Annotated in this window: 13 protein-coding genes; 8 read left to right on the forward strand and 5 right to left on the reverse strand. The window is 61.0% G+C overall.

Features of this window, described 5'->3' with window-relative positions:
- Positions 1-61: 61 nt before the first annotated feature.
- Positions 62-1390, forward strand: coding sequence for a tyrosine-type recombinase/integrase (locus ACERK3_07905; protein ID MFA9478218.1), 1329 nt, complete (start codon positions 62-64; stop codon positions 1388-1390).
- Positions 1391-1883: 493 nt separating this feature from the next.
- Positions 1884-2552, forward strand: coding sequence for a glutathione peroxidase (locus tag ACERK3_07910; protein MFA9478219.1), 669 nt, complete (start codon positions 1884-1886; stop codon positions 2550-2552).
- 289 nt (positions 2553-2841) lie between these two features.
- On the opposite strand, the gene ACERK3_07915 is transcribed toward ACERK3_07910, so the two are convergent.
- The 3 genes from ACERK3_07915 to ACERK3_07925 are packed head-to-tail and all read right to left on the reverse strand — an operon-like array spanning position 2842 to position 5035.
- Positions 2842-3771, reverse strand: a complete 930-nt coding sequence (locus ACERK3_07915; protein MFA9478220.1) for an ADP-ribosylglycohydrolase family protein — start codon at positions 3769-3771, stop codon at positions 2842-2844.
- On the reverse strand, positions 3768-4346 hold the full coding sequence (locus ACERK3_07920) for an O-methyltransferase (protein MFA9478221.1): 579 nt from the start codon (positions 4344-4346) through the stop codon (positions 3768-3770). The genes ACERK3_07915 and ACERK3_07920 overlap by 4 nt, the downstream gene beginning before the upstream one ends.
- A 26-nt stretch (positions 4347-4372) precedes the next feature.
- Complete coding sequence (locus ACERK3_07925) at positions 4373-5035, reverse strand: hypothetical protein (protein MFA9478222.1); 663 nt, start codon at positions 5033-5035, stop codon at positions 4373-4375.
- Positions 5036-5174: 139 nt separating this feature from the next.
- Here ACERK3_07925 and ACERK3_07930 point away from each other — a divergent pair, with 139 nt between their 5' ends.
- On the forward strand, positions 5175-5468 hold the full coding sequence (locus ACERK3_07930; protein MFA9478223.1) for a hypothetical protein: 294 nt from the start codon (positions 5175-5177) through the stop codon (positions 5466-5468).
- Positions 5469-5712: 244 nt separating this feature from the next.
- On the opposite strand, the gene ACERK3_07935 is transcribed toward ACERK3_07930, so the two are convergent.
- On the reverse strand, positions 5713-6171 hold the full coding sequence (locus tag ACERK3_07935) for a YtoQ family protein (protein ID MFA9478224.1): 459 nt from the start codon (positions 6169-6171) through the stop codon (positions 5713-5715).
- Positions 6172-6373: 202 nt separating this feature from the next.
- Positions 6374-7153: an endonuclease/exonuclease/phosphatase family protein gene (locus ACERK3_07940; protein ID MFA9478225.1), complete on the reverse strand. Its 780-nt coding sequence runs from the start codon at positions 7151-7153 to the stop codon at positions 6374-6376.
- Between the two features lie 166 nt (positions 7154-7319).
- On the opposite strand from ACERK3_07940, the gene ACERK3_07945 reads away from it, so the two are divergent.
- The 5 genes from ACERK3_07945 to ACERK3_07965 all read left to right on the forward strand — a co-directional run bounded on the left by ACERK3_07945 (position 7320) and on the right by ACERK3_07965 (position 13303).
- Complete coding sequence (locus tag ACERK3_07945; GenBank protein ID MFA9478226.1) at positions 7320-7991, forward strand: HAD family hydrolase; 672 nt, start codon at positions 7320-7322, stop codon at positions 7989-7991.
- A gap of 143 nt (positions 7992-8134) precedes the next feature.
- The gene (locus tag ACERK3_07950; protein ID MFA9478227.1) at positions 8135-9178 is read left to right on the forward strand and encodes a LacI family DNA-binding transcriptional regulator; all 1044 of its coding nucleotides are present in this window, start codon (positions 8135-8137) and stop codon (positions 9176-9178) included.
- Positions 9179-9303: 125 nt separating this feature from the next.
- Positions 9304-10119, forward strand: coding sequence for a PEP-CTERM sorting domain-containing protein (locus ACERK3_07955; GenBank protein ID MFA9478228.1), 816 nt, complete (start codon positions 9304-9306; stop codon positions 10117-10119).
- Between the two features lie 117 nt (positions 10120-10236).
- Positions 10237-10947, forward strand: coding sequence for a type II secretion system protein (locus ACERK3_07960; protein ID MFA9478229.1), 711 nt, complete (start codon positions 10237-10239; stop codon positions 10945-10947).
- Between the two features lie 109 nt (positions 10948-11056).
- Positions 11057-13303, forward strand: a complete 2247-nt coding sequence (locus ACERK3_07965) for a hypothetical protein (protein ID MFA9478230.1) — start codon at positions 11057-11059, stop codon at positions 13301-13303.
- Positions 13304-13535 lie beyond the last annotated feature (232 nt).

Raw genomic sequence — 13535 nt, forward strand, 5'->3', positions numbered from 1 at the left:
CGCGGCCGTTTCCCGGAACCTAAAACGTACCCATGGGTACGTTGAACACCGGAGACCAGCCGTGACCGCAGCCCGAACCAACACGTTACCGAAACTACGCCGCCAGAAGGAAAAGGGAAGGCCCGACCGAGCGTTCGTCGTGCTCAATGGCCGCAAGATCGCATGCGGTCGATGGGGCACACCGCAAGCGCATCAGCGCTATGACCGCGCGATCGTCGAGTGGTTGGCCGGCGGTCGGCAGTTGCCGATCGAGGTGGACCAGCAGGTTACCGTCGCGATACTCATTGATCGTTTTCTCGCTCACGCCCAAGAGCATTACCGTCGGCGCGACGGCAGCGTCACGAACGAGTACGGAACCTATGAGAGAGCGGCCTGGCCCCTCTTGGCACTCTATGCTGACTTGGCGGTCCAGGACTTCACTCCCAGATGCCTGCGCGCTGTGCGCCAGAAGATGATCAACGCGGGCTGGAGTCGCCCACACATCAACTCCCAGATTCGACGATTGCGTCACGTCTTTCGCTGGGGATCGGCTCAGGAATTACTTCCTGCTCCCATCCATTCGGCATTGTCGAACGTGGAACCGCTACAGCAACATCGCTCCAACGCACCTGAAACCGATCCGGTTACTCCGGTGTCCGACGCGGTTGTTGAAGCTACGCTCCCCAACCTGACCCCAACGCTGCAGGCCATGGTTAACCTCCAGCGGTACACCGGCATGCGCCCCGCCGAGTTGTGCGAGTTGACCACAGACATGATCGATACATCCGGCGACGTATGGGTGGCCAACTATGATGATCACAAGACCGCGCACCGCGGTCGTCGTCGCATGGTCTTCATTAGGCCGCAAGCGCAGAAGGTGCTCGCCCCTTGGCTGCACCGGGATCTGGCAGCCCCCGTGTTCAGCCCACGTCAAAGCGAACGGGAGCGGCTGGAAGCTATGCGATCCCAGCGCAAGACGCCTCTCACGTGTGGCAACGGTCCCGGGGACAACCGGGTGAGTAAACCTCGCTGTGCGCCCGCTGACAAATGGACGACGCAGAGCTATGGCCGCGCCATTCAGCGCGCGTGCGACGAGGCATTCCCGCCCCCCGAACACCTGGCACGCCGGCGGGTGAAGGGTGAGGGGCGTAAGAGTGAGCGGTGGGAGACGCGTGGCGAGTGGCGCGGCCGGCTCAGTCAGGAGGGACTGCTCAACGAGTTGACCCCGTGGCAGAAGGCCCACCGCTGGGCACCGAACCAGCTTCGACACAGCTATGCCACCCGTGTCCGTCGCGAGCACGGACTGGAAGCCGCGCAGGTACTGCTCGGCCACGCCAAGGCCGACGTGACGCAGGTGTACGCTGAGAGAGACCTACAGAAGGCGTTAAGCGTGGCACGCGAGGTGGGGTGAACGGCCACCGCCAATATCAAAGGGAGCAAATTCCCCATGAGCACCGCGAAATTTTTGCGGTGCCCGTCACCGGCTCCGGCACAATGCTGCGACGTTCCTGCGCCGCGAGTTCGGGATCGAGGTGGCGTCGATCATCCTTGGCCACAGCAGCCTGGCGGTCACCGCAATCTACGCCGAGCGGAACGAGAAGAAAGCTCGCAAGTCGTGGCCAAGGTCGGATGAACGGCTTTAGCGAAGAGGCAACGGCTGGCACAAGACACGACGACCCAACGAGCGATGCTCGGGTCGACGCTATGTGACGCCTGTGATTCAGGAGTCACGAAAACACGAAAAGTGCCATGGGGAAAGCGGTCACCATGACATTGGGTTTGATGCTCGTCGCAACGTTGGGGGCATACTCGGCGTCATTCACGGGCTCGGGCGCGGACTGGCGTTAGAATAGGTGGTCGGTCATGCAGGCCGACCACCTATTCAAATCGATGGGAGAATATCCATGCGGCTATTCACGACGGTGGTTCTGGCGGGAATGATGCTTTCGATTATCGGTTGTCAGGCAGGCGAGGAGCCGGCGGCGGTTCAGGCCGACGTGCCGCAGGCGCTGGCCACGACGCCGACGAAGCCGGCCGACCCGGGCCCTGCGGCCGCCGAGCCGAAGGCCGCCACATCATCATCCGTGCTCGAAGGCGTCACGCTCACCGGCCTCGACGGCGAGCCGGTCGACCTCGCCCAATTCCACGGCCAGGTCGTCATGCTCGTCAACGTCGCCAGCCGATGCGGCCACACCCCGCAGTACGCCGGCCTTCAGCGACTGCACGAACGCTACGCCGACCAGGGGCTCGTGCTCGTCGGCGTGCCGTCCAACGACTTCGGCGGACAGGAGCCCGGCTCGGCCGAGCAGATCGCCGAGTTCTGCCAAGCCAACTTCGGCGTCACCTTTACCATGCTCGACAAAGTCCACGTCCAAGGCGACGACAAAACCGAGCTCTACCGCCGACTCACCGACCCCGCCAACGACCCGACCGACAGCGGTGAAGTGCAATGGAACTTCGAGAAGTTCATCGTCGGCCGAAACGGCGAAGTCGTCGCCCGCTTCCGCCCCAACGTCCAGCCCGAATCGGAGCGAATCATCACCGCCATCGAACAGGCCCTGGCGATGAACTGAACCGCCACCCGACGGTCTTTCACGCCTGCACCGTGCCCGAGTGGGCCTGGTCGAAGCAGTAGCGCGCCAACTCGCAGTAAAGCAGCGTCTGCTGTCAGCGATCGCCTACCTCGCGCAGCCTGCCGTCCGAGCCAGAGAACACGCGCGTAGTTCGATCCTACTACTCCTTGCTGGCCTCACTCTCAATCGCCCTGAACATGATCCTTGCCCCCGTCGACGATCACGCGGATCCGGGCCACCAATGTTATTGCCAGAAAGTAATTCCCCGTCAGCCACTGCTGTATTGCGCTCATCCGCCAGCCCCTTGTGCCAGCCGTTCCGCCTGCTCGATGATGTACTCGACCATCGCCACCTGCTCACGCCAAGCAGACGGTATGCCGGACGCACCGTAGCACGCTCCGGCGAGTTGCCCGTACACTGCCGCGGTCGTGTCCGCATCGTCACCGAGGTTCACCGCCCGCAGGCAGCCATCGCGAAAGTCGGTGCCGTAGTGGAAAGCCCATAGCGCCGCTTCCAGGCTCTTGACGACATAGCCGCTACCGACGATCTCGGGCGGCTGCTTGCCCTTGAACGAGCCGCAGGCGATCGCGTCGATCTCCGGCACAAGCGGATGCTTGTCCCAGTAGCCGGACACCGGGCTGTATCGCTCACTCAGCAGTTCGTCCTTGTCCACGCCGTGGAGCGCCCCGACCAGCAGCACCGCCAAGTAGCGGCAGGCGTCGATGCAGACCTGCGTGCCATGCGTCGTGCGCGAGCTTTCACCCGCCAATTCGATCGCCCTGATCGGCTCACTGACGAAATACATCGGCACGGGCGCGAGCCGCATGATCGAGCCGTTGCCGGCCGAGTAGCGATCCGTCAGCCCGCTGAACGGCTCGCCCGTCCGTTCGAATGCGCCCAGCGCCGTCCGCACCGTGTTGCCGATGTCGAAGCAGCGGCCCGTGCTGCTGAGGTACCCTTTCCGCCACCATTGCACGTAGCGGCGCATCTGGTCCGCCGCGTCGAAGCCCTGGCATTCAAGCAGGCTCTCGGCCAGGCACAGCGCCATCGACGTGTCGTCGGTCCACTCGCCCGGCTCCAGCTCGAACGGACCCCCGCCGATCATGACTGTTACCGGCTCGAAGCTGCCCGGCCTGGCAAACTCGACGCTCGTGCCCACCGCATCACCCACCGCCAACCCCATCAGGCAGCCGCGGTATCGGTCCAGCCGGTCGGTCATGTCGCCCCCTGTTGCAGAATCGTCAGTTCAAACCCGTTGCCCACATTCACCGCGCAGCTTGTGGCGTTGGGCAGCGAACGCAGGTACGCCACGAATTCCCCCAACTCTTGCCGGTGCGTACTCGTGTTGTCGGTGACGATCACCGCCCGTTCCGCCAGCTTCGGCCGCACGGCCTCCAGGTAGTCGCGGCTCTGCGTCTTGACCGCGTCGATGAACACAAAATCGTAAGGCTGCGCGGGCGTCACCTGTCCCAACGTTTCGCGTGCGTCGCCCAGGTGCAGCGTCACGTGCTCCATCAGACCCGCCTCGGTCAGATGCTTCGTCGCGGCCTGCACCTTATTTGCCGAGGCATCGAAGCCGTGCAGGTGCCCGCCGTGTTCGCGCACGGCCGCAGCGAGATGCAGCGTGGAAAAGCCGTAGCTGACGCCGATCTCACAGGTCGAACGGCATCGGCCCATGCGTACCAGTTGTGCCAGCAGCTGCGCCTCATCGCGCGGGATCTGCCACGCATCGTCGACCTGCTCCCGCAGTGTGTCCACGCGGTCGATCACGACATTCACCTGATCCACAAACATGCTTGTCCTATCCTATCCTGCGCTCCTTATTCCCACAGTCCGCTCGCCGTGTTGTCCTGCTCCGTCGTCGACGCCGGTGGCTCGTTCCGCTGCCACTGCTTCACCACGACCAGCTGCTGTTCCACCAGCCCGCGCAGCGTTCGCTGGAGGTGGGCATCGGAAAAGGTGCGCTCTTCCAGCAGGGCCTGCCACGCCGGCTCCGCGTCCGCCGCAATTCGTTGTTTCACCGCCTCCACGTCCACGGGTACGTCCGCCGCGTTGAGCGCTTCAACCACGTGGTGCACCACCGCCCATCGCACCAGCCCCTCGCGATCGAAGCGGCGAAACAGCTCCATCAGGCAAACGAGTTGCGGCAGCAGCGGCTGGGCGAAGGCCGCCGCCTGTAACTGCCCCTCGGCTATGGCCTCGCCGGCCAGCAGCAGGTTCTTTTCCTGCCGCAGCCAGCGCTGCTCCACCGCGTGCCGCTCGTGTCCCAGCAGCGGCGCATCGCCGGCCAAGGGTCCTGCCACTTGGCGCAGGAACGATGCCGACCATCCCAGATCGTAACTGTGACCGATGAAGTAAAAGTGCTTCAGCAGTCGCTCGCGGGTCGGATAACGGCCCGTATCCTGCACGCGGTCCAGCAGCACCACCGTCAGCAGTGCCTGGTCATGAATAGATTCGGATCCCGCTTCGCGCATGAGCTTCATCTTAACCCGCCATCACCGCAGCCGCGTCCCCAAACCAAGCTCAACACATTGCTCGTCGTGCCGCTGCCATGATGCTGACAGGGGCTCCACCCCGCCGCCTGTAGAATTTCAGGTAGAGGGGGACATCCGGAGGAAGGCGATGACACACGCGTCAGGGACATCTCGAGGCGGTAGCGTAACCTTCCAGGAGGTCGAGGAACTGGACCACGCCGGTCAACCGCTGGTGAAGATGATGCCGGAGCCGGTGGTGCCGGCGCTGGCCCGGCCTGGCATGGCAGTCAGCGACGCGGCGACGGGTGAGAGCGGCGTAATCCTGCGCATCACCCGTGCGCTGTGTATCTACCAGACGCCGACCGGCGAGGAGTACGCCGCCACCTGGCACACGGTAAGCCTGGAGGCGGTGCAGCCGGATCTTGATCGTATGCAGCCATGAGCAGCGAAGTGGAGCAAAGAAAACACCCCGCCGCAGCACGAGGCCACGGCGGGGCTTCCGGGGGCAAAGGGTAAACCGTCATTATACCAGTAAGTCTGCTGCGAACCGAGTGGGTCAGCGCCGACACACATGTCGCTGACCACCACCGGACACGATGTCCGCTGCCGATCGTGAAACGATTATCTCTGTCATCCGTGTCAGGCAGGTAACGGTCGCCGATCTGTCGATCGAACTATTGGTGTCGTCACGACTGGATAATGACATACCGCAGCACGCTCACCACCTGCTCCGGCTCGCGACAGGTCGCGGCCGCGGCGGCGTTGATCTCCTTCAATGCATGATCGTGCTCCGGATTGTGCAGCGTGATCAGCGGCTTGCCCAGGGCCACGGCCTGCCCGGCGTCAAACGCCGCATTCCACTGCTTGTACTTCGGGCCGAAACGCACCACGACCACGTCCGCCCGGGCCAGGTGGCTGCGCGTGCGGATGGCGTTGATGCGTGCGCCCTTGTGATCTTTCCAGAATGCCTCGGCTTCCGGACCGAGGATGTCCACGCCGACGTCGTCGCTGGCGGCGTGATCCGTCACGGGGGAAAGCAGCGTTACCGGCAGTTGGTGCTCGCGGATGCCTTCGGCGATGCGCTGCCGCCAGTTGGAGTGAATTTCGCCGGCGAGGTAGACGTGCCAAGTGTAGTCAGTGCTCATACCCGCATTGTGACATGATGAAATCGCCCGGCAACTGCGTCAGAACGATAATCGATATCCCACTCGTCCTCGACGGCGACGCGTGGAGCGAGAACGAGCGTAACGAAACTATAGCTGACTGGCGTTGATGGCTGGGAATGGGGTGGCTCGTCAACGGCGTCGAGGCGGTGCTGCCGCAGGGACGGAAGAGGATGCCCGACCATCACGCCTGCTTGAAGTCCAGGTCCGCGAGAACGAAATAGTGGTCGCTTGGATACCGACCGTTGTCGTTGTCGCGAATCACCTGGGCGTGATGCGCTTTCAATGGGCCGCGCATGAAGATCCAGTCAATGCGTTTTGGCGGGACGGGATCGTCCGGGCCGTGGAAATGATGAATGGTCAAACCGGTTTCCATGGACTGATGGACGGCTTCGTATGTGTCGCGCCAGCCTGAGTCGAGGAATCGATTGATCGCTGCGGAATCCGGCGTATCGTTCATGTCGCCGGTCAGTATCTGTGGGTAGGCATCGTCGAACGCCTCGGCGTCCTGATTGATGAGATGAGCCTGTTCCGGCCGGGCCTGCTGACCTCGATGGTCCAGGTGTGTATTGATAAACCGGAACTCGCGTTCAGCGTTGACGTCGTACAGACGAACCCAGTTCGCCATACGAATGTTGGAACTGTCCCAGGAACGTGAGCCGGTCACGTGCGGCGTTTCGGACAGCCAATAGCCGCCGGGCGATACGAGTTGAAACCGATCGTCGCGCCACGCGATGGCGTTCATGGGGCGATTGGAATCGCGTGTGTCAGCCATGCCAAACCAGGCGTGGGACGGAAGCTGTTCCATCATGAACTGCTGTTGTTCGCGCCACAATTCCTGGAAGCCGATGATGTCCGGATCGTACGAGCGGATGACGTCGCTGAGCAGTTGTTTTCGATGCACCCATCTGTTGTCGCCATCTTTTTCAGTTGGGAATCGGACGTTGCAAGTCATAACGCGCATGCGGCGGACTCCATATATGAATCATATCGTCGGGCTGTTGCCAGCTTTTACTGACAGACTGGCCGTACGATTTGCGAGGATGGCGGGATGAGAATACGCTCGCCGCCAGACGCTTGTCACTGTTGCCAGGCGCAAGGAACAATGGACGAATCAGGTATACACCACCATGGACTACGACGCCATCATGTTCGACCTCGACGGCACATTGGCGGACACGCTAGCCGACCTCGCGGCCGCGGGCAACCACACGTTGACCACGTTCGGCCATGCGGCATTGCCGGTCGAGCGCTACCGCTACCTGGTCGGGCAGGGGCTGGATCACCTGATCCGTCACGCTTTCGGGCCGGAGCACGAAGCGCAGTGGGAGGCGGCGGCGGCGACGTTTTTCACTTATTACAGCGAGCATAAGTACGACCAGACCGGGCCGTACGCGGGCATCCCTGAATTGCTGGACACCCTGACCGAACGTGATCTGAAGCTGGCGGTGCTGAGTAACAAGCCGGACCCGGCGACGCAGGACATGGTGGCGACGCTGTTCAATCAGTGGTCGTGGGACGCGGTGGCCGGCGCGAAGCCGGGCGTGCCGTTGAAGCCCGAAGCGGGCGCGGCGCTGGCGATTGCGGATGAACTGGGCATTGCGCCGCAGCGTTGGGTGTACGTCGGCGACACGAAGGTGGACATGCTCACGGGCAAATCGGCGGGCATGTACACCGTGGGCGTCACCTGGGGCTTCCGCGATGAGGCCGAGCTACGCGAACACGGGGCAGATGCGATCATTCATCACCCGTCACAACTGCTGGCGGTGATCGATCAAACGAGCGTCGAAGGCAGCGCGTGACACAGTTGCCTCGGATGACCGAACTACATTGCGATCACTGACAGATCCACGCCCGACAGCAGCAGGTGCTCACCCCCTCATTGAGAGCCGGAATTTTCGGCTTCTTGCTTGCAAAGAGTCTAACCCGTGTTAGAATTGGAATCATGAAGGTCGTAACACTTAAGGCAGTGGCGGAGAAGGCGGCAGTAGCGAGGTCGACCGCCACGCACGTGCTGGGGGGGCGGGGGGATGAGCTTGGGATTCGCCTTGAGACGCAGGAGCGGGTACGGCAAGCGGCCCGGGAGCTTCGATATCAGCCCAACTACCTGGCGCGGGGACTGACGGGGGGGGCGACGCAGACGTTGGGGGTGATCTGGTCGTTCGCGGCATACCACCCGCACATGATGATGCGTCGCGAGTTGGCGATGAGGCTGCACACGCGGGGTTACCAGCCTCTGATGGCGGACAGCTTCAACGACAAGGAGCGTGTTCGTCGGGATCTGGATGAGTTTCGTCGGCGGGGTGTGGATGGTTTGATCATTCGGCCGAGCAGCGATCTGGCAGGCGACAAGGGAATTGTCAAGGAGATTGACCGTTGGTCTCGGAAAGTGGTGGTCGCGGATGAGGTGTCTACGCCGTTGATGCGTCAGTCCTGGCCTGCCGTGGTCCGTGAGGTGCAGCCGGCGATGGACGAACTTGCGCGTCATCTGGCGGCGACGGGTCGCCGTCGGCCGGGGGTGTTGATCAGCTCACTGGGGGGCAATCAGGCGAAGACGGCCGCGTTCCTCGCAGCATTGGAGTCGCATGGGCTGCCGGGCTCGTGGGATCAAGTGGTTTCACTGGAGGGTCTGTATGAGAAGTCGCAGGACGATCACTGCCAGATGTTCGAGGAGGGGATCGGGCGGGCAGGGCTGGATTTCAGGCGGTTCGACGCCTTGCTGTGCAATTGCGATGAAGGGGCGGCGATGGTGCTTCGCGCGTGTGAGCAGCAAGGCGTGCGCGTGCCGGAGGATCTGGCGTTGATCGGGTTCAATGACTCGCCGTTCTGCAAGGGGCTGTCGCCCCGGCTGGCGAGTATTGGATGGGAAAATGCGAAGACGGCGGATCTGGTGATGCAATTGATGTTTTCCCAATTGGAGGGGAAGACGGTCGAGGGCGTGCGTGAGTCGGTGCCATTGACATTTCAATGGCGTGAGTCGGCGGGATGATGCCGAATCCGAAAGTGTTGAAAGGCAAACGTGGCCGGGCTCTGGGCGGGAGCTTGAACAGCGATTCCGGGGCGAATTGGCATGTTTTGAATGGTTCTGGAAACTTCATTTTTTGGAGGAATCTCATGTTTTCATTGACGAATCGGTCGGGCGTATTGATGGGTATGGCGATGTGCGCTGTGGTCAGCCTGGCGGTCGGGTCGGTCTCGGCAACCATCATTCCGTTCGAGGACAATTTTGAAACGGGGGGTGACTTCGACAGTGACAACATCCCCAATTTCTGGACATGGCAGAACAACCTGGGCGGAAACCCCACAAGGGAGATGTTTACCGAGGACGGACGTCTGGTGGCGCAAATCCAAGGACAGTCGTCTGGTGCTGGGGTCGCGGGAGTGCTCGCCAGGAGCAATGCCCCGCTGTTCAATTTCCTTGACCAGACCCTTGTTTATCAGATTGACGGCATGAGCTTCTCGGGCAGCGTGAATTCGTCAGGCCAAGTGCTTCGAGCCGGATTCCAATCGGGCACGGAAGATGTATGGACGTCTCGCAACGGAATAGCTTTTCAGATTCGTGCGAATGGTGAATACATACTCGGATGGGGCGTAGACGCAAGCACGCGCGTCTGGGACGAAAACAACCTGGCCGCGGGTCAGATCGACGGCACCCCGCACACGCTCGAGTTGACCGTTGGCCCCAATGAATGGGCATTCCGCCTGGTCTCAGATGAAGAGACGCTTGACGTTGGAGGCACGGTGGATTTTGCGAACGCGGGGTTCGCGAACAACGGGGACGTCTACCTTATTTATGAGCCTTTCAAGGGCACTTCGGGTTGGAACCAATTCGAACTCTCCGTTGACCGGATTGCGGTGGTCCCCGAGCCGGCGTCGCTGGGCCTGTTGGGCCTGGGCGGGCTTCTAATGTTCGGGCGGCGACGGCGGTAAACAGTCAATTGTCTGATGGGCAATGAATCCTCCGCAGAAAGGCTGTCCGCACGGGCTTTCTGCGATTCTCTTAATCAATCGGCCAGGTCATGTTTTTTCAGGCGAAAGGCGGCAGTTATGAAGCGAAAGCAAGGATTCACTCTCATCGAACTTCTTGTTGTAATATCTATTATCGCATTGTTGATTGCCATACTTCTGCCGGCACTGAGTAGCGCCCGTGCAACGGCGATGCGTATTCAGTGCGCATCCAACCTTCGCCAGTTGCTGATCGTAAACATGCTTTATGCGGAAGACCACAATGACTATCCGCTGGCTGATGACAAAGATGCGCCATCCAACGGCCCCATGTGGACGGAGCTTGTTCATTTTTACGTAGGCCATCAATCAAACAATGCACCGGTTGAACTTCTCCAATGCCCGAGCACGCCGTTTGAAAACACGGCCAACTGGCACAGCAGCTATGGAGCAAACTGGATGATTTCGGATGGCCGTTGGATTCACGACCAGATGGGTTTTCCGCGAATCAGTCAGATGCCCTCCCCGAGTGCAACCATCATGTTTGTCGATTGGGGACGGGCCAACGGTCGAATCGCCCAGGCTTACGCGATCGAAAGACTCACCAAGCCCTTTGATGAGGTGTTCGTTCATTACCCCGGGGGCGTCGGTGGTAATGACGGCCGCTCTTCCGATGCCTATGTCGACGGCCACGTGAAAAGTGGCCTGACGGTAGACACATGGAACGCTCCCAACATCGTCAGCCAGTGGGAAAGTTCAATTCCAGAAGATGGACAGCACTGGAACCCGTGGAAAGGGCAATGGCCAGGCTGAGTGGCTGCGGGGGAGGCGTTGCCTGTCAGCAGATTTCAACAATTCAATCACATTACAGTAACTTTCCAGAGGTAAACAGAAGATGCGATGTGCGAACGTACTTTCGACAGTGGCTATCGGTCTGGGTTGCCTGGCTCTGACAGGCGAGGCTGTGCAGGCGGAAATGCCTTGGCAGACGTCTCGGTTGCTCTACACACATTCCGAACCCGCGATCGTGGATAACCGCACGCACTCGTTCGCGCAGATGGAGAACCGCTTGGCCCTCGTCAGCGAAACCGGCATGGTCATGTTGGCCTGGGACGGTGAGAACTGGAGCGAGATGAGCCGGGTGGAGGTGGATGCGCCGGTGGGCGCCGCCTGGACGAGAGACAATCAGCTTCTGCTGCTGAGCAAGTCGGCGTCATACATCGTCAATGCCAATCGCGGCTCGCTGCATCGCGTTCACGGCCTGCCGACGGTGGGAAACAACGCGGCATCGGTCGGCAAAGTGCCCGGCCGTCCGCTTGCGGCGGTGCAGATCGGCCCACATACGTTCGCGGTTGAGCCGTACCGCGGGGAAGCGGTGGCGTTGGACATTTCACTCGGCAGCGGGCGCACAGCAATGACGCGCAGCGATGCCGACGACGCGCTGTTCATCCTGGTGGATGGTCGGCTTTATGTCTGGACCGCTGACATGGATCAGCCGGAGGCGTGGACGGATCGCTCGGGAAGCCGTCCCGCGTTCGGTTCGGATGCGAGTCAGATGGTCCCGCACCCGGCGGGGGGCTTGCTGTTCATCGGAACGCACGGCCAGGGCTTGCACGTAGTGGATCTGGCGAATCGTTCAACGACGCATATGACCAATGCAACCCATCCTGAGCTGACCAGCGACCTGTTCTATGCGTCGATGGCGATCGATGCCGAGCAGGACACGCTTTACTACACGTCGTGGACGGAGACGACGGGGCTTTCGCCGGCAAGCGATCCGGAGAACTGGGAGGCCGTGGCTTATCTGGCATCGTTTACCGAGCCTGGGTTGCATACGTATCGAAGCAATTCACCGAACGCGGGGATGGCTTACGTGCCGGAGTCGGACGAACTGATTTTCGGAGGCCGATGGGGCGCCAGTGTGCTCAGTCGAGGGAAGGACACGGCGCTGGTACAAGCTGAAAACTTCGAGCAGTTCGTGCGGACGCCTGAGTCCATTCCCGGCCAGGGTCGATTCTACGATTTCATGCGCGAGAACAGGATGCGGTCCGGATGGACCGGTTCGGGTCGGGCCAGCGAGCCGGAGCATTTGGACAACCTCGAACGCGCGCAGATCAATACGATTCTCTACAATCTTTACTATGTCGGGCATGGCGAGTTTTATGGCCCGACGGATCATGAGCAGCGCCTGCGGGGTCTGGCTGAACAGTGCGATGAACGCGGTATGGTGATTATTGCCAGCTTCCGTCCGATCGGCACCAGTGCGATGAGCCATTCGGGCGTTCGTGATTACGATTATCGGCATTGGATTCTGCCTTCGGGTGAAGTGGCGGCTTATGAGGAGCCCAGTGAGGCGACGCTGGGCACACGAGACCGTCGGGAATTCCCCTGTCCCATGGACGAGGGGTACTGGGCACGCTCCATTGCGCCGATGATGAACCTGGCCGCCCAGGTGGGCCTGGAACATGAGTCGATCATGGGCGTGCTTTTCGAGTTGGGCGATGGTTTCGGGGGTTCGAATCTAAGTCCTCGCAATAACACATGCTTCTGTGATGATTGCTGGGCGCGCTTCCTCGATCGACAGGCAATTTATGATTCGCAAGCGCGTGATACGTCGTACGAGGATGGCGCAAGACGCCGATGGCTCTACAGCGAAGGGCTTTGGGGCGTGTATCACGACAGCCAGGTGGCTTCGCTGGGCGAGGTGGGGCAAAAGTTCCTGGCCGAGGCGCGTGAGATAAACCCCGAGCTTTCAACGCACCTGGCACTGCCTGAGGCAGGGATCCATTATGAAGAGAACTGGTGGTATCGCGGGTTCATCGCTGCGATGCAAAGTGAGGATATGCCCGTGGTGATCCAATCTCAGCAGACTTATGGAACCCCCTACAACCCAGTTATGGATTATCTGCTTGAGCAGCGACTGAAGGAGCAGGGCAAACACACGATCGTCGTGCCAGGCTTGGCCCTGCTCTGGCTGTCGCCGGAACAGGTGACGCGGCGGTATGAGAAGAAAAATCACCAGTCGCCTGGGGTATTCGTCTATCGAACGGACAATTGGTATGGGCGGTCTCTTGATGAAAATCATTTTCGACCGCGATTGCCGAACGATGATCGCGAATATCTCCGGCGCGAGTACGTCGACGCACTCGAGGCGGCGGATCTCGAATAGTCGGGACACCGCGTGCGCATTCACCAGGCGCTGGGTTACGTCAGCGCCGAGCAGTACGAAACCGACCACGCCGTGGGTCAACGCGGGCGTAGGCGGTTTTCTTTCGCAGCCATGCCACTTTCGATGTAATGCACGCCTGCAAGGAAAGCGCACGCAACTGAATGAACAGGGCGTTGTGCAGGTGCAGTGAGTTGCGTCTCATTGCACCTGTGCCGCCGACGCACCGTATGCT

It is taken from the genome of Phycisphaerales bacterium AB-hyl4 (genome assembly GCA_041821185.1).
Lineage (GTDB): Bacteria > Planctomycetota > Phycisphaerae > Phycisphaerales > Phycisphaeraceae > Natronomicrosphaera > Natronomicrosphaera hydrolytica.